This is a genomic window from Pseudarthrobacter sp. Y6, assembly GCF_050156205.1.
GTDB lineage: Bacteria > Actinomycetota > Actinomycetes > Actinomycetales > Micrococcaceae > Arthrobacter.
This window is the reverse complement of sequence record NZ_CP189574.1, coordinates 2,499,032-2,514,446: the sequence shown is the minus strand read 5'-3', so window position 1 is coordinate 2,514,446 and position 15,415 is coordinate 2,499,032. Positions and strand designations below refer to the sequence as shown.

Below are 15,415 nucleotides of genomic sequence, written 5' to 3'. Positions count from 1 at the left end.
TTCCCCTGTTCAGGGGCTTGTGGGCCTCTGAGTGTGGACAAACTGTTCACTTTTGGGCCCCGATCGGATTTCCTGGGGTGTGCGGGGTTCCGGAGTTCCTTTTCGGTATGTGGGGGAGCGGCTCACGACGGCGGTCCTGGTCCCGCCTGTACGGGCTTCTTCTGGGAGTTGATCCTCGTTCGTCCTTCCCTTTGGTCTTCGACTTCACTACTTCATGGCGGCTGGGGCCGGATACAACTTGACCTGCTGATTATTTGTGGGACCTGGATCGAGGTGGCGGCCAGTTCCGATATATCTGTTTTGACTCGTTCATGTCGGGATGTATGCGGGACGGCATGACGTCTCTGCGTTTGGGAGATACCCGTCGACACGTTTCGGTCTGCGGAGCACACGCAGGAGTGGAATTCTGATCCGGAGCGGTGGGATGCTCTGGTGTTCGGTTGGCTCCGTAACGGCCCGCCGTCGTTGGTCTCTTCATCCCAGTGACTGGCGTCTAGGTTGCTTCAAGGCCGGATGGCCGGAAGGCCCGGTCTTTGTCCATGTTCCAGCCGGCGACCATTCCGCAGCCCATCATTTGGTCGCTGAGCCTGGCCAGACGGTAGGCGGGGTCGGCTTCGAGAGCGAATTCCAGGAACTGGTGGGCTTTGCTGACTCGGCCTTCCCACCAGTTGATGAAGGCGACCGCGGTGAGGAGGGGCGCCGAGTGCCTGGTGCTGCTGTGCGTGTAGGCGCGGAGGAGCAGCTGCTGCGCCCATTCGACTCGGGACCACTGAGGCCCGCCGTGCGTTTGGGCGAGGAGGACCCGGTCCATGCCATGCTCGACCGGGGCGGTCCGGGCTGGCGCTGCGCGAACGAGAGAAGTGCAGAGAGCCGGAACAACCCAGTGTCCCGGCTCTCTGCTGGTTAGGCCTCGATTGGTTACCTCAAATAGTCCCGGACATATCTCTCGAAGCACTCGAAGGGGGCGTTCAGCCCATCACTCTGCCGGCTCGAGCAGTGCTTCTGCTTCCGGGGCGACCGTGGAGACTTTCTTCTGGCCGCCCATTACGAAGAAGTAGGCGAATCCGGCGGTGAGGAGCCCGACAGGCCAGGCAAAGGCTGCAACCGCGCCAAGCGCCGGTACGAGTGCCATGGTGGCTGCGATCACGGCTGTCGGGACGAATACGCCAACGGCTTTCGGGTTGACTCCCTTGCGGAAGAAGTACTCTCCGTTTTCGTCTGACCGGTAAAGGTCTTTGATGTTGACGATGCCGCGGTTGATCAGGAAGTAGTCGGCGGCCATGATGCCGAACAGGGGTCCGAGGAACGCGCCCAGGCCGCCGAGGAAGTAGTTGACGACGACCGGGTTGGAGTACAGGTTCCAGGGCATGACGAGGAGGGCAAGCACTGCGCTGATGATCCCGCCGCGGCGGAAGTTGATGTGCTTGGGCCAGACGTTGGCCAGGTCGTAGGCGGGGGACACAAAGTTCAGGACGACGTTCACTCCGATCGTGGCCACAATGAACATCACTGCGCCGACGACCAGGATGAATGTGTCGGGTACCTTAGCGAGGATCAACGCGGGGTCGGTGATGGCTTCGCCGAAGGCGACAACCGTTCCAATGGTCATGGTGATGCTGATGGCAGCGAATGCCGCGAAGTTCACAGGTATTCCCCAGAAGTTGCCGCGGACAACCGACTTCGCCGATTTCGCGAAGCGGGTGAAGTCGCAGTAGTTCAGGAGCATGGTGGCGTAGGTAGCGACGAGGAGGAAGGCGCCGGTCAGTACGCCCCGGAATGCGTCGCCCCCTGCTAGCGGGTTGATCGAGAGGTCCATGGGGATGTTCCACCCTGCCAGGCTGAAGAGCCAGATGGCCATGGCGAGCATGACGGCCCAGACAATGGGGCCGGCCCAGTCCTGGAAGCGGCGGACAGCTTCCATGCCGCGGGTGATGACCAACAATTGCAGGATCCAGAGCAGGATGAAGCAGGCCCATCCCAGTAGTGACAGGCCGAGGAAGGTTTGGTTCTGCCACTGCTGCAGGTCAGGATCGATCCTCAAGAGAAGGACGACGACAGCCATCGAGGCCAGATAGGTCTGGATTCCGTACCAGCAGATGGCAATGACGGCCCTGATGAGGGCGGGGATATTGGCGCCCCAGATCCCGAAGCTGATGCGTGCCATAACGGGGAAGGGGACGCCTGTTTGTTGTCCCATTTTCCCGGCCCAGTTCATGCCGAAAAAGAGGATCGCGGTGCCGATCAAAATTGCTGCCAGTACCTGCCAGCCGGTGAGGCCGATGACGAACAGGCCCGCGACGAACGTGTATGTGCCGATGTTGTGGATCGCCGACATCCAGACGGCGAAGAAACTGTATGAGGTCCATTTCCGCTCCGTTGCGGGGGCAAGGTCCTCGTTGTAAAGCCGGCCCGATGGATCGAGCGCGGCCAGGGACTCGTGGCTGCTGTCCATGATGACTCCTTTGTCAAACATCTTCGGTGGGTTCGGTTGGGGTGATGCGGTTTGTTAGGCGGTGTGGTTCACGGCCTCGAGTGCTGCCGGGGCTGCGGGGGTGTACCGGAATCCGTGGCGCTTGATGAACCGGCCGACCGGGCCGGGGTCGTGGAATCCGTTTTCATCCACGACGATCCGTCCGGCTGAGACCACAAGCTGGGGCCAGCCCCGCAGAGCCTTCCCGTCGAACGGCGAGAAATCGGTGCCCATATGCAGGGCGGCGCCGGAGACGGTCCGTACTTCGGCGGGGTCGACCAGGACGAGGTCGGCGTCGAAACCGGGTGCTACGACGCCCTTTCCCGGAACGGCGTTGATGCGGGCCGGCCCGGCGGAGAAGACCTCCACGAAGCGTTCAACACCATGGCCTTCGGGCGAAACCATGGTCGTGAAGGTGACCGGCATCCTGGTTTCGACACCGGGGAGCCCGTGCGGCATCTGCCGGATGTCATCGCTACGTTCGCGTTTTTGTGACAGGTCGTAGCAGGAGTGGTCGGACGCGACGGTGTCGATGGCGCCGGCGAGTACCTGTTCCTTGAGAGCGGCGACCGTTTCCGGGCTGCGCATCGGAGGGCAGCTGGCGTACCATTCCGGAAAGTCTTCGCCGTAGACGTTTTCGTCCAGCGTCAGATAATGCGGACAGGTCTCCGAATAGGCCGTGAGCCCGTCCATTCGGGCTTCGGTCACCAGGTCGACAGCTCCCGGGGTGGACTGATGGACGAAGTACACAGGCGCTCCGGTGTATTCGGCCATCGCCAGGGTTTCTTTCACGGAGATTTCTTCGGCGAGCTCCGGCCGGGTCCGGTGCAGGTGGCGTATGCCAATGTCACCTGTGGCCGCGTGCCCGGCCGTGCAGTCGGCGATGATCGCGTCGTGTTCAGCATGAATGTAGGTGAGCCCGTCGAGCCGGACCATCTGCTTCATTACCCGCAGGATGGTGTCATTGTCCGCCATGGTGGACCCGCGATTCGTTGTGTACATCTTCACGGACCGGATTCCCAGCGCGGCTAGCTCTTCCAGCTGGGCCGGCACCGTTTCGTCCCACGTGACGACGGATGCGTGCAGGCCCACATCGCAGCGCGACTCGCGGGCCAGGGCGATCTTGTTGCGGGCTGCCTCCAACGGTGTTTCGGCGTCGTCCCGCGGGATGCCGAAGTCAATGATCGTCGTGGTTCCACCCCAGAGTGCAGCCGTTGACGTCACCGCGTAATCGTCGAGGGTGCGGTGTCTCCCCGTTACCTGGGCGACGTGACAATGCCCGTCCACGCCGCCGGGGAGTAACAGGCGACCGCGAGCGTCGACGGTGGCGGATGCCTGGGGCACCCGATGAACGGTGTCAACGAGTTCCGCGATCTTTCGGCCCCTGATGACCACGTGTGCGTTCTTGCGGCCGTCGGCGTTGACGACCGTCGCATTGGAGATGACGAGATCTGGCAGATCTTCCATTGGATGTCCCTTCTGTGGGGTTCTTTTGTCCGCCACGTGACGATTTTTGGGTGCACTAAATAGAGGGCCGGCAGGCTAATGGCAGCGAACCGTCCCGAATACCCGGGGTCAGTGGTGCAGGTAATAGTCCTTGCGGTACTTCTGGATGTGTTCCCTGGACGCAGCGCCGGCGCGGTCAGGGTCCCCGCTGGCGATAGCTTCGTAGAGTTGGCGGTGCTCCCGGATCAGCTCGGGAAGATCAGTTGCGTGCCGGAAAAGCCAGTGCATCCGTCCTTGCAGCGGCTCCAACGCGGCCCGCAGGAACTCGTTTCGCGCGATGGTTGTGATGGCGTCGTGGAACTGATTGTTTGCTGCGTGGGCTTCGAAAATTGATCCCGTGGCCAGGCAGCTTTGCGCCGTATCCAGCAGAGAATTCAGATGGACGAGCTCCGCGCGGGTGGCCCGTGCGGCTGCCAGTTCACTTGCCAGGACCTCAAGGGCAAGTCTGACATCGAACAGGTCGGCAACCTGTTCCGGCTTCAGGCTGCTGACCACTGTTCCCCGAGAGTTCGCCCGGTCGCTAACGAGTCCCTCCTGCCGCAGCATGCGCAGAGCCTCTCTAACCGGCAACCTGGAGACGCTGAACTCGTCCGCAAGGTCCCGCTCAACAAGCCGCGTGCCCGGAGCATAGTGGCCCTCGAAGATCCGGTTGCGGATCGCATCACGCACACTGTCACGCAATGGCCGGTCATCAATGCCTGCTGAACTGTCCATGATGTGTACCTCTGATATGGGTTCGAACGGGGGGGGGGGGGGGGGGGGGGGGGGGGGGGGGGGGGGGATGGTCCTCACCGGACACGAACGTCGTCAACGTTGTCCATACCGGCAGGTGGAGAGACGGCAGGGGCTGTTCTTCGGACCTAAGTGATGAACGGAATCCTTTTTGGGATACCTTTTTGGGATACCTTCTTGGGATCCCAAAAACCAGTGTGAGGTATCACACTTGTCGACGTCAAGACTTTTTCTTGAAGCGGTCCGCAGAAGAAAAGCTGAGCCCTAGCAGCGGACTGCTCCCGGGCACCAGCATGCAAAAAAATTCTGGTCGTTCGCCGACGCCCACACCATCGACACCGCTGACCTTCTGTCGGGTACCAACGGCCGGCCTCGTGGCCAGCAAATGTCAGGCTAACCCCATACACGCTCCCGGCAAGTTGTCAGGAAAGGGCACAACCGTGTGGATTTCGGCGCTTCGTGGCAGCGTTCTGTGATCGCTCGGCGTCGTTAGTTGCCGACGGGGTCCGTGTCTCGAAAACCTGTAGGTTTCTGCCGACGTCACCTCGAGAGTGAGCGGCCCCGTCATCGCAGGGTGAATATGTCAGTCGGAACGGAGCCCACTAAAAGGCCGCATTCTGATTGCAAAGCCACAGGCTTGAAGACAAAGCCGCTGCCCGCATAGGCTCCTGGCAGCGTCCACCATCAAGGGAGCCCAATGAACAGCATCAGGGTTTGGAAATATGGAGTTCCCCTCGTCCTTTTCGGCACATTAATCACATCCTGCGGATCCCAGCCTTCGGACGGAGGAGGTTCTGCCATCCGGCTCCTCCCTCGTCTAGCCTCAGCCCGGGCCCGATCGTCTCCACGAATTCCGCTCCCTCCCCGACCAGCTCCACCCAGCCTCAGGTCAGCTGTGCGCCGTTCCTGCCATCGGTCCCGTGTGCCATATATGCCAGCACTTCCGGGACAGCGGCTGGCCGGAATCTGCCCTGGGTGGCGTCGGGCAGCCTCAGGGTTCAGCAGGAGTCCGTCAACGGGGACCTTTACTTGAGCGTGAGGACCAATTGCGCACCCATTAGCGGGCCAGTGGACATTACCGGGAACGTCATGACCGTGGGTGACATTGGGATCGGCGCCGTGGGGTGCCCTGAAGATCTCGGCCAGCAGGACACATGGGTCCTGGAGTTCCTGAAACGTCCGGTCGAAGTGACATTCAGCCAGGACACTCTTCAGTCCCCCTGAATCGGCCTGCGATTAGAGTACCGCGTCCGGGTCGGGCAAGCGTTCCGCGGCATAGCCACGCCATGGCAACCGCTGGACGGGGTACAGACATTCACCGTTGCCCCGACGGCTCAGCGGATCCCGCTATCAACAATCAGCGTGATGCTAACCGGGTTGTCCGACACGACCACGGGCTCGGAAGCCGTCGAGGCGTAGCCGCCGACATTGGTCGCCTTAATTACGTAACGGCCGTCGGGCAGCGTCAGGCTGAAGGCACCTGCCGTGTCCGTGAGCGTTGAGCCCCGGACGCCGTCTCCGTCCAGGGCAACGACTGCCGCCCTTGATACGGGGCGCGGCGGACACGGCTGGCCAACACGTTCGACCGGACAGACCGGTGCCGTCAGGACGTGACCCGTGACCAGCCCTGAATGGCCTGTCACCTGCCCGGATTCGTCGGTGCACCCGCAAAGCAGGAGAGCGGCCGCGGCCAGCAAGGTCAGGTCGAACCGCGCCACCATCACTCACCAAGCAATCCTGAACACCATGAAGTTGGTCCCGCGTTTTTCCACGGAGGAGCGGCCTCCTGCGGCGCAACGATTTGTGTACAACACCGAGTATCCACGCTTCGTCGGCGGGAATATAGGCCCTCCTGGGTTCGGACCTTTGTGTGTCTCCCAGGCCATCCCATGAACTGCGGTATCTGCACGTGACGCCGCCGGCACAGAGCAGTTGCTATTCAGTCCGCGACGTGGTCGTGGCTGACATGAAAACAAGGTGACCACGGCCCAAGACGTGATGAAGTAGCGCCGAACGAAGTTTTGATCGGGCTCGGCGCGCAGCGCCGTGGTTACGCGGAGGGCGCGCCCGGTGATGGTGGGTCAGTAGAGCGACAAGCAGCAGCGATGAATCATCTGGTCATTCATGGTGGCTTCACCCACCACGCAAGGCAGCTTTGGGGGACTGTGCTTGGTGCGCGGGGTCGATCTGGTTGGCGGCTGGTCAGGCGAGGTCCCACGATCCAATACATAAGAGGTTGTGAAAGGGGACACAACTGCCATGACGCGCATCGAATCTAGGCCTGTGCTGCCTTGTCTGGTCGGCCAAACCTCAATCGTGGCCGCTAACGGTCACCCTCCGGTCCAGACCCTGGAGCCTGGCAGTTTCGATCGGAATCTGGCACAACGCAGAGCTGCGCCCTCGGAAGAGCGCGGCAGTTGCCTCGATTAGGGCAAGAACTGGGCAAAAAGTAGGTGTGCACAATGTGCACACTTCGGGCTTCGGACTGCGTCGTACCGGTGCCGGACCGGCCCGGATTCGGCATGTTTCCAGGACTTCCCCGGGTTTGCAAGGCCCGGAGTCCGGTTCGAGTCCCACCTCGGGCACGTGTTTTCCCTGTTCAGGGGCTTGTGGGCCTCTGAGTGTGGACAAATCTCCCTTTATGGGCCCCTGCGGGGCCCATTTTTGTTGATGGCCGTTGCGGTCTGGCGTCTCCTTCTCTGAGCTTGAACAGCGGTGCTGCAGTGTACTCCTTCATGGCCGGACGCACTTGGAACTGCATGACTTGGGATCAGATCCTCAGGGTCATCCCTGTCGGCAGCCGGAACTCCTGGAAAAGTCTCGTCATGACCTTGATGATGTTCTCGAGCATCGGGTAGGGGCAGGGCGAACCGATCGGGTTTGGCTGCTTCGTATGGATCCTGATTGGCTCCTGGGTGGCCAGCTTCCCGGAAACCCTAGAGGTCCTGTTCGGGCTGGAGTATGACTTCGAAGGCAACCTGGGGCGTTTCGCAGTTCACCTTCGAGGCCTTCGCGCTCGGCACCCTCGGCTGCATCCTGGCCCTGGGGCTGGCAGGCTACGCCCGCGGCAAGAAGGTCCGTGACGCTATGGCACCCGTCGACGCGGCCCTCGGGAGTGGGGCCAGCGAGGATGAAGCGCTCCTTCCGCGGAGCTTATGAAATTACGACGGCGGCGGGTCACCCCGGATTCCAATGGAATCCGGGTGGCCCGCCGCTGGCGTTGGCTGACCGTGCATTTACCTGGTGGCAAGCGAACTCTATTTGTCCGACGCTTCGGCGTAGGCTCCGAATCCCGGCACATGTATCCCGCCGGCGAGGATCCACCAATAGGGGTCGCTGGCATCCAAGCGCGTGCCCATGCTCAGCCGGCTGGCATCCTGCTCGGGAACATCCCGGCGCTGTGCACTGCTGCCGGGCCGGCCCACACGCCGGCTAAGAATCTGCCGTAGCGAGACCGCAGCCACGGCTACGCCTCCCGCCGACCGTCCACCCGCCGAGGCACTCTGAGGGGATTATCCCCGCGCAGTGCTTCCGGCAGGAGGTGCTGCGGGAAGCCCTGGTACGCGACCGGCCGCAGGAAGCGCTCGATCGCGGCGGTGCCCACGGAGGTGCTTCCGGCGGCGGTGGTGGCCGGGTAGGGTCCGCCGTGCTGTTGCGCGTGAGTTACCGAAACACCTGTCGGCCACTGGTTCCAGACCACCCGTCCCGCCTTGCGGGCCAGGACCTCCACAAGTTCGGCCACCTGGCAGGAATCAGTTCCATGGACGGTGGCGGTCAGTTGACCCTCGAAGGTCTCGGCGAGCTCGGCGAGTTGCGACTCGTCGTCGTAGGTGACGACTACGGCGGTGGGTCCGAAGCATTCGGTTTGGAGGGCGTGCGGCTCCGACAGCATATCCGAGGCACTGGTGAGGAGGAGCGTCGGACCCGGGGGGTCGGCTAGTGGGCCTGCTCCCTGGGCCAGCACCGTGAGGCGCGGGTCTGACTGCAGGTTCGACAGGACGTCGGTGTAGCCGGACTGAATCCGCTCATTGAGCAGGGGCGCAGCCGCTGGCAGGGCGGCGTCGCGCAAGGCTTCCACCATCCCTGATCCAGCCGGAACAAAAAGCGTGCCTGGCTTGGTGCAGAATTGTCCGGCGCCCATGGTGAAGGAGCCCACGAACCCCTGGGCGATCTCCGCACCACGCTGGTTTGCTGCGGCTTCGGTGACGAAGGCCGGGTTGTTGCTGCCCAGTTCCCCGAAGAAGGGGATCGGTTCCGGCCGGGAATTCGCGATATCAAACAGTGCGCGGCCGCCAGGGATGGACCCGGTGAAGGCGCCGGCTTTGACCCGCGAGTCGCGCAGGGCTGCGGCTCCCGAGGCTGTGCCGGCGATGAGGGCGAACGTGCCGTCCGGAGCGCCAGCCTCGCGAAGCGCGGAGGTCACCACCTCGGCTGTTAGCCGGGACAGCCCGGGGTGGCCGGAGTGGGCCTTGAGCAGGACCGGGCTGCCTGCAGCCAGGGCTGAAGCAGTGTCGCCGCCGGCAACGGAGAACGCGAAGGGAAAGTTGCTGGCCGCGAACACCACTACAGGGCCCACGGGCACGCGAACTCGCCGCAGATCCGGTCGTGGGGCGCCCATTGGCCACTCGGCGTCGGCGTGGTCGATGCGGGCGTCAAGGTAGCCGCCGTCGCGCAGCTCTTCCCCGAAGAGGCGCAGCTGGAAGGTAGTGCGCTTGAGCTCTCCCCGCAGGCGCGCCCCGGCCAGGTGGGTCTCCCGTTCGGCTTCGGGAATGAGCTGGTCGGCTGCGGCATCCAAGCGGTCCGCGACGGCGTCGAGCAGCCGGGCGCGCGCGGCGGGACGGAGTGCGGCCAGTGGCGCCGCTGCCGTTTGGGCTGCTGCCAGCAGATGTTCCAGCTCGGCGTCGGTGGTGGGCTGGAGTGCGACGGCGGAGGCCGGGGCGATCGTGGTCATGCGCAGTCTCCTTTCGGGAGGCAGGGTCTGAAGAGGAAGTTCAGTTGTCTGTAGTTTGGAGAGCGGCGAGTTCGCCGATCCCCACGGGTGCAGCCAATGGTCGTTTTGCGGCGGCGGACAGGCTTTCAATGGTGGGAGCACCACCCGGGCCTGCGCCCAGGCAGGCGACCGCGAAACCGCAGACGCGGCCCTGGCACCAGCCCATTCCGGCGCGGGTGAAGGATTTGAGTGTGCGGTCGTCGCGGGCTCCCAGGTCGTCCCGGGCCACGATGATCTCGCCGGCCGTGACCTCTTCGCAGCGGCAGACGGTGGTCTGGGGAGCGAGCCAGTCCTGCCAGCCGGCGGGCACGGGGTGGGCACGGTGCATGGCCTCGGCGAAGCGCCGTTGCCGCACCATGGCACGCAATCCCTGCATCGCCGCGGCGGGTTCCGGTTCAGCTGCTGCGGAGGCGCCGGCAGTGAGGCCCTCGAGTACCGCCAAGGTAGCGCCTCCGACACCGGTGACCTCCCCGGCGAGGAACAGGCCGGGAATGCTGGATTCCTGGCGCTCGGTGACGACGCCGACCAGGGAGCCATCGGCATCCAGGCGGGTTTCAACTCCGAGGGACAGAGGCAGTTCCATCTGAGGTGTGAAGCCCCAGCCGAAGCCGATGATGTCCACGTCCCGGTAAACGCGCTCCGTGCGGGGCCGGACGCGGCCGGTAGCGTCCACCTTGGCTGTGCGCACGCCGGAGACGCGGCCGTCTCCCAGCACCTCCGTGACGATGGTCCGGATGCGGTACGGGATCCGGTGCCGGGCGAACACGGCCGCGTACTCCACTCCCTCGACGGCCTTCTCAGGCACACCCGCGGCTGCCCTGAGGTGCGGCAGCCAGGCCTTGGGTGAGGACGATTCGAGCACTTCGAGGACCTGTCCGCCGGCTTCGGCAATGCCAGCCGCCACCGGCAAAAGGAACGGGCCGGTGCCGGCGATGACGAAGCGCTTGCCCGGTAGTGCCCCGTTTCCCTTGATAAACGCCTGGATTCCGCCAGCGGCCATCACGCCGGGCAGGTCCCAGCCGGGAACCGGCAGCTGGCGGTCGTAGCCGCCGGGGCACAAAACCAGGCGGCGGGCGACGACGGTGCTGCCGCCGTCGGCCGTTCCGGACGTCGGGCCCGCCGCCACGGTGGGCGTCGTGCGGACAACGAATCCGGCGTCGACCTTTTCCGCCATCCAGACCTGTTGGCCGGGCACGTACGTGATCCGGCCCGTGTGGCTGGCGGCGTCGAACCGGGCGCGGAGGTCCCGGTATGTCCGCCAGCCATGGTGGCCCATACCATCGGGGTTGGGCTCGACGGTTTCGGGGCGGTGCCGCCAGAACTGGCCGCCTGGTTGGGGGCCGGCATCCACAACCACGACGGCGCCTCCGGCCTCGGCTGCCGAAACGGCCGCTGCCAGCCCCGCCGGCCCCGCACCCACGACGGCAACATCCGCTTCAACGATGCCCGGAACCGCGGCACTCATTCCCGTCCCCCGTCGGATCCAGCCAATGGATGCACGTTGGGCTCGCAGGAACCCTTGATGTCCATGCCCTCACGCACTTCCACCAGGCAGGCCCGCTGATTCGGTACGCCGTCGACTGCGACAAGACAGTCGAAGCAAACGCCGATGCCGCAGAACAGCCCGCGGGGACGTGCGCGCCTGCGCGTATCGCGCCAGGCGGTGATGCCGTTGGTGACCAGCGCCGAGCCAACGCTTTGGCCCGGAGATGTCCTGATCGGACGGCCGTCAAAGCTGACGGTTACCTCGCCCGGCGTGCCAGGCAGGTTGTTTCCTGATGTGTAGGCGCTCATGCTGTGGCCTCCTCTCGGTGTGTTGAGCTGTTGGGGGCCTGTTCGCCGAACCGGGCTGGGGCAAACTGGGCCAGGTCAAGATCCGGCGACTGGCCGGCCAAGGCCTGTGCCAGGAGCTTGCCCGTACCTGCGGAAAGGCCAATGCCGGCACCCTCGTGGCCGGCCGCGTGCCACAGTCCGGGGGCTCGGTCGTCATGGCCTATCACCGGGAGGTGATCCGGGCAGTAGGGCCGGAAGCCGTGATAGTGGCGGATCGCCTTAACATGTTCGAGGAAGGGAAAGAGCGCCACGGCGTTGCCCGCCAGGAGCCGGAGCGCGTCGGTGCTCACGGTGCGGTCGAAGCCGACGCGTTCGCGGGTGGAGCCGATGAGGATGGTGCCGCTGGGGGTTCCTTCGACCACTGGGGAGGCCTGGAGTCCGGCGTCGGAACTGCCCACGTTGTCGATGTACTCGGCCGCATAGACCTTGTGGTGGACCATGGGCGGCAACGGCTCGGTGACCATAACGAAGCCGCGGCGGGGGAGGACCGGTACGCTCACCCCGGCCAGCGCGGCGAGTTGGCCGGCCCACGTCCCGGTGCAGTTGACCACGGCCGCTGCGGAGAAGTCGCCGCGCGGTGTCCGGACGCCGGTGACGCGGTCTCCGCTCCTAAGGAAGCCGCTAACGGGCGTATCCGCAACGAAACGTGCCCCGGCCTGAGTCGCCAGCCGGACCAGGTGCCCGGCAACCAGCATGGGCTGCACCTGGCAGTCCTCCGGGTAGAACGCTCCGCCCAGGGCGTCCGGTGTGATGTGCGGTTCGGCTTTCCGCAGCTCATCCGGGTCCAGCCTGTTCACAAGAACGCCGTAGCCGGACTGGGAGGCCATCACCCGGTTGAGCGATGCCAGGCTGCTTTCGCGGGAGGCCACGATAATGCCCCCCTTGGACTCGAATTCCCAGAGCCGCTTGTGCTCAGCCAGGTCGCCATGCCATACGTCCAGGGAGTAGCGGGTCAGTTCAAGCTCGGGGCCGAGTTCCTTGTCCGAGACGAGGATGTTTCCTTCGCAGGCCGATGACGTGCCGCTGGCGGGAAGCCCCTTGTCCAGGACGGTCACGGTGAGGCCTTGTTGCGTTGCGAAATAGGCGGTGGCGGCACCGATCACCCCTGCCCCGATGATAAGCACATCGCTCGCTGCGTTCATGTCTGCTGCTCCTGGCCTGTCTCGGTCTCCCCGGTGGCCCAAAGGCCACGGGCGTGGCTGATGTGTCGGCGCATCAGTTCGGTCGCGGCGGCTCCATCTCCGGCCTCGATGAGGTCCAGCAGGACGTGGTGTTCCTGGGCGGAATCGGCCAACCGATTGCTCTCGCTCAGGATCTTGAGGCCGTACAGGCGGGTTCGGGACCGGAGGCTGGTGGCCAGTTCAACGAGCTGGCCGTTGCCGGCATAACGCAAAAGCTCCGCGTGGAAGATGCGGTCCGCGGAAAGGTAGGCAGTGAGGTCGCCCTGCCGCGCAGCATCCACAATGTCGTCGGCCATGGACCGCAGGACCTTGACTCCGGATGGCGGAACAGTGCCGGCTACGTCGCCAACAACCGGCGGCTCGAGGAGCAGCCGGATCTCCGTCAGCTCGTCCAGCTCGCGGTCGCTCATGGTGGTGATCCGAAAGCCTTTGTTTTTGACTGTTTCCACCAGGCCTTCGCGCGTCAGGTCCATCATTGCCTCGCGCACGGGCGTGGCTGAGACACCAAAAGCGGCGGCAAGTACCGGTGCGGAATAGAGGGTGCCCTCCTCCAACGTGCCGGCGATGATCGCTGTACGCAGGTAATCGGTCACTGACTCGCGCAGGCTGTGCTGGCGGCCGAGCGGGGCGATCGGGAGCTGGTTGTTGGTTGGCACGGTGAGCGCTCCTTGTACGGAATTCATGATCGAGTGCCTCCTTCATACACCAGGCTGGCGATCACGAGGTCTTCCCATGCCATCCCCACCCCGGAGTACAGGCAGGGCTTTCCTGCCGAGCGCCCGAATTCGCCTTTCACAAGATCGCGGAGGTTGGCGGGACGGATCGCTTCCCATTCCTCTGCAGATCGCGCGGGTATCAGGTCCCCGGCTTCGCGCAGCGCCGAGGCCCGTCCCTCTACCACTACGTCGCTGCGCCGCACAAGGTTGGCGTCGACTTCCCGGGCATCCAAGCCGTGCTGGCCCACCGCTGCCACTACGGCGCCGGGGGCAACCAGGCCGCCGTCGAACAGCGGCGTACGGGAGGAGGTTGCGCAGATGACGACGTCGGCGTCGGGCACCTCGGCAGCGGTGCCGGGGCGGACTTCGATGCCCTCTGTCCCCAGCTGCTCGATCAGCGCTTCTACCCGGTCCGGGCGGCGGCCGACGACGGCGAGGTTCGCCTCCGGGAGCACGGCATGCGCGGCGCGGAGGTGATTGAGCGCTTGTACGCCGGTGCCGAACACGAGCACCCAGGCGGTACCGGGGTCACGGGGAGCGGCGGCGCGGGAGGCCGAGGCAAGGATGTGCTTGATGGCCATCAGCGTGGTGGCCGGTGTCCGGATAGCCGTGAGCTCGTTGCCATCCATCGTGGCCAAAGGAGTTGACGTGTCTGAATCGAAGAGAACATAGACCCCCTGGATCTTTTCCAGCCCCCGTGCCGGGTTGGCTGGGGCCACGGTGAGCGCCTTGATCCCGCTGTACTGACGGTTTGATGCAGGCATGAGCAGGAATTCGCCGTTTGGCGAGGGGCTGAACAACCGCGGGTTGTCCTCCTCAGGGTCAACCACGTTCAGGAGCGCCTGCTCGAGGGCATCGATGGCCGTTGTCCAGGGGGCAGCAGCCCGCACTGCCGTCGAAGCAAAGTAGGGAATGTTCACAGCAGGAACCCCGCAGGAAAGGGATCGGTGGGGTCGAGGAAATACTGTGCTGTACCGGTCAGCCAGGCCCGTCCTGTGACGGTGGGGATCACCGCTGGACGGCCGGCGACTTCCGTCTCCTCGACCAGGCGGCCGATGAAACGCGAACCTATGTAGGACTCGTTGACAAAGTCAGTGCCCAGGGCCAGCTCGCCGCGGCCATGCAACTGGGCCATCCGGGCGCTCGTGCCTGTGCCACAGGGGGAGCGGTCGAACCATCCCGGGTGGATGGCCATCGCGTGGCGGGAATGTTCCGCTGTGGAGCCCGGCGCGTTGAGGTACACGTGGTGGCAGCCGCGGATGTCGTCGCGCTCCGGGTGGACCGGTTCGTCCGTGGTGTTGATCGCATCCATGATTGCCAGTCCGGCCTTGAGCAGGTCATCCTTGCGTCCGCGCTCGAACGGCAAAGCCAGGCTGTCCAGGTCCACGATCGCGTAGAAGTTTCCGCCGAACGCCAGGTCGTAGGACACCGGACCGAACCCGGGCACTTCGACCTTGGCGTCAAGCCGCTCAACGAACGATGGCACGTTGCGGATGGTCACGGACTCGGCGTGCCCGTCTTTAACTGCCACCTCTGCGATCACCAGGCCGGCAGGAGTGTCGAGCCGTACGGTGGTAACGGGCTCGACAACGTCGATCATGCCGGTCTCCACCAGGACGGTTGCGACCCCGATGGTGCCATGACCGCACATCGGCAGCAGACCGGAAACCTCGATAAACAGCACACCGACGTCCGCGTCCGGACGCGTGGATGGCTGGAGAATGGCCCCGCTCATCGAGGCGTGGCCGCGCGGCTCGGTCATCAGGAGGGTACGGATCCAATCGCTGTTCTCCATGAACCACAGGCGGCGCTCAGCCATCGTGGCACCGGGGATCGTCCCGATTCCGCCGGTGATGACGCGCGTGGGCATGCCTTCGGTGTGCGAGTCCACGGCGTGGAAAATGCGGCTGGTTCTCATGGAATACTCCCTCTTTGTTCCATTTGTTGCTCCGTAGCTGCCCCTTGGAGTCCCAAAGGGCAGCTACGG

At 64.4% G+C, this 15,415-nt stretch carries 15 protein-coding genes; 2 read left to right on the top strand and 13 right to left on the bottom strand.

Annotated features, from left to right (window positions below):
- Positions 1-493 precede the first annotated feature (493 nt).
- From ACQCSW_RS12055 to ACQCSW_RS12040, 4 genes are all read right to left on the bottom strand, one after another.
- On the bottom strand, positions 494-811 hold the full coding sequence (locus ACQCSW_RS12055) for a DUF4192 family protein (RefSeq protein ID WP_426986192.1): 318 nt from the start codon (positions 809-811) through the stop codon (positions 494-496).
- A 165-nt stretch (positions 812-976) separates the two neighbouring features.
- The gene (locus ACQCSW_RS12050; protein ID WP_426986190.1) at positions 977-2,452 is read right to left on the bottom strand and encodes an NCS1 family nucleobase:cation symporter-1; all 1,476 of its coding nucleotides are present in this window, start codon (positions 2,450-2,452) and stop codon (positions 977-979) included.
- A gap of 54 nt (positions 2,453-2,506) precedes the next feature.
- Entirely contained in the window at positions 2,507-3,937 is a 1,431-nt protein-coding gene (locus ACQCSW_RS12045; RefSeq protein ID WP_426986188.1) for a dihydroorotase, read from the bottom strand.
- A 108-nt stretch (positions 3,938-4,045) separates the two neighbouring features.
- Positions 4,046-4,690: a GntR family transcriptional regulator gene (locus ACQCSW_RS12040; protein ID WP_426986186.1), complete on the bottom strand. Its 645-nt coding sequence runs from the start codon at positions 4,688-4,690 to the stop codon at positions 4,046-4,048.
- Positions 4,691-5,776: 1,086 nt separating this feature from the next.
- Here ACQCSW_RS12040 and ACQCSW_RS12035 point away from each other — a divergent pair.
- Positions 5,777-5,932, top strand: coding sequence for a hypothetical protein (locus ACQCSW_RS12035; protein ID WP_426986184.1), 156 nt, complete (start codon positions 5,777-5,779; stop codon positions 5,930-5,932).
- Positions 5,933-6,042: 110 nt separating this feature from the next.
- Here the strand turns inward: ACQCSW_RS12035 and ACQCSW_RS12030 are convergent, their stop codons facing one another.
- Positions 6,043-6,429: a carboxypeptidase-like regulatory domain-containing protein gene (locus ACQCSW_RS12030; RefSeq protein WP_426986182.1), complete on the bottom strand. Its 387-nt coding sequence runs from the start codon at positions 6,427-6,429 to the stop codon at positions 6,043-6,045.
- 1,240 nt (positions 6,430-7,669) lie between these two features.
- Between ACQCSW_RS12030 and ACQCSW_RS12025 the strand changes: the two genes are divergently transcribed.
- A complete protein-coding gene (locus ACQCSW_RS12025; RefSeq protein WP_426986180.1) occupies positions 7,670-7,867 on the top strand; it encodes a hypothetical protein in 198 nt (65 codons plus the stop codon).
- A 98-nt stretch (positions 7,868-7,965) separates the two neighbouring features.
- Here ACQCSW_RS12025 and ACQCSW_RS12020 read toward each other — a convergent pair whose 3' ends face one another.
- The 8 genes from ACQCSW_RS12020 to ACQCSW_RS11985 are packed head-to-tail and all read right to left on the bottom strand — an operon-like array spanning position 7,966 to position 15,346.
- Complete coding sequence (locus tag ACQCSW_RS12020; RefSeq protein ID WP_426986178.1) at positions 7,966-8,172, bottom strand: hypothetical protein; 207 nt, start codon at positions 8,170-8,172, stop codon at positions 7,966-7,968.
- 2 nt (positions 8,173-8,174) lie between these two features.
- The gene (locus ACQCSW_RS12015; protein WP_426986176.1) at positions 8,175-9,659 is read right to left on the bottom strand and encodes an aldehyde dehydrogenase (NADP(+)); all 1,485 of its coding nucleotides are present in this window, start codon (positions 9,657-9,659) and stop codon (positions 8,175-8,177) included.
- A gap of 40 nt (positions 9,660-9,699) precedes the next feature.
- Positions 9,700-11,163, bottom strand: coding sequence for an NAD(P)/FAD-dependent oxidoreductase (locus ACQCSW_RS12010; RefSeq protein ID WP_426986174.1), 1,464 nt, complete (start codon positions 11,161-11,163; stop codon positions 9,700-9,702).
- On the bottom strand, positions 11,160-11,492 hold the full coding sequence (locus ACQCSW_RS12005) for a (2Fe-2S)-binding protein (RefSeq protein ID WP_426986172.1): 333 nt from the start codon (positions 11,490-11,492) through the stop codon (positions 11,160-11,162). Before ACQCSW_RS12005 ends, ACQCSW_RS12010 begins: the two co-directional genes overlap by 4 nt.
- Complete coding sequence (locus ACQCSW_RS12000; protein WP_426986170.1) at positions 11,489-12,673, bottom strand: NAD(P)/FAD-dependent oxidoreductase; 1,185 nt, start codon at positions 12,671-12,673, stop codon at positions 11,489-11,491. Before ACQCSW_RS12000 ends, ACQCSW_RS12005 begins: the two co-directional genes overlap by 4 nt.
- Complete coding sequence (locus ACQCSW_RS11995; protein ID WP_426986168.1) at positions 12,670-13,395, bottom strand: GntR family transcriptional regulator; 726 nt, start codon at positions 13,393-13,395, stop codon at positions 12,670-12,672. Before ACQCSW_RS11995 ends, ACQCSW_RS12000 begins: the two co-directional genes overlap by 4 nt.
- A complete protein-coding gene (locus ACQCSW_RS11990) occupies positions 13,392-14,348 on the bottom strand; it encodes an ornithine cyclodeaminase family protein (RefSeq protein WP_426986166.1) in 957 nt (318 codons plus the stop codon). Before ACQCSW_RS11990 ends, ACQCSW_RS11995 begins: the two co-directional genes overlap by 4 nt.
- Positions 14,345-15,346, bottom strand: coding sequence for a proline racemase family protein (locus ACQCSW_RS11985; protein WP_426986164.1), 1,002 nt, complete (start codon positions 15,344-15,346; stop codon positions 14,345-14,347). The genes ACQCSW_RS11990 and ACQCSW_RS11985 overlap by 4 nt, the downstream gene beginning before the upstream one ends.
- Between the last annotated feature and the right edge of the window lie 69 nt (positions 15,347-15,415).

What these genes read in the sequence shown, in the direction of transcription:
- ACQCSW_RS12030 (WP_426986182.1), bottom strand. Translation starts at nt 6,429, where the DNA reads ATGGTGGCGCGGTTCGACCTGACCTTGCTGGCCGCGGCCGCTCTCCTG.
- ACQCSW_RS12055 (WP_426986192.1), bottom strand. Translation starts at nt 811, where the DNA reads ATGGACCGGGTCCTCCTCGCCCAAACGCACGGCGGGCCTCAGTGGTCC.
- ACQCSW_RS12050 (WP_426986190.1), bottom strand. Translation starts at nt 2,452, where the DNA reads ATGGACAGCAGCCACGAGTCCCTGGCCGCGCTCGATCCATCGGGCCGG.
- ACQCSW_RS12045 (WP_426986188.1), bottom strand. Translation starts at nt 3,937, where the DNA reads ATGGAAGATCTGCCAGATCTCGTCATCTCCAATGCGACGGTCGTCAAC.
- ACQCSW_RS11995 (WP_426986168.1), bottom strand. Translation starts at nt 13,395, where the DNA reads ATGAATTCCGTACAAGGAGCGCTCACCGTGCCAACCAACAACCAGCTC.
- ACQCSW_RS12025 (WP_426986180.1), top strand. Translation starts at nt 7,670, where the DNA reads ATGACTTCGAAGGCAACCTGGGGCGTTTCGCAGTTCACCTTCGAGGCC.
- ACQCSW_RS12010 (WP_426986174.1), bottom strand. Translation starts at nt 11,163, where the DNA reads ATGAGTGCCGCGGTTCCGGGCATCGTTGAAGCGGATGTTGCCGTCGTG.
- ACQCSW_RS12040 (WP_426986186.1), bottom strand. Translation starts at nt 4,690, where the DNA reads ATGGACAGTTCAGCAGGCATTGATGACCGGCCATTGCGTGACAGTGTG.
- ACQCSW_RS12015 (WP_426986176.1), bottom strand. Translation starts at nt 9,659, where the DNA reads ATGACCACGATCGCCCCGGCCTCCGCCGTCGCACTCCAGCCCACCACC.
- ACQCSW_RS12005 (WP_426986172.1), bottom strand. Translation starts at nt 11,492, where the DNA reads ATGAGCGCCTACACATCAGGAAACAACCTGCCTGGCACGCCGGGCGAG.
- ACQCSW_RS11985 (WP_426986164.1), bottom strand. Translation starts at nt 15,346, where the DNA reads ATGAGAACCAGCCGCATTTTCCACGCCGTGGACTCGCACACCGAAGGC.
- ACQCSW_RS12000 (WP_426986170.1), bottom strand. Translation starts at nt 12,673, where the DNA reads ATGAACGCAGCGAGCGATGTGCTTATCATCGGGGCAGGGGTGATCGGT.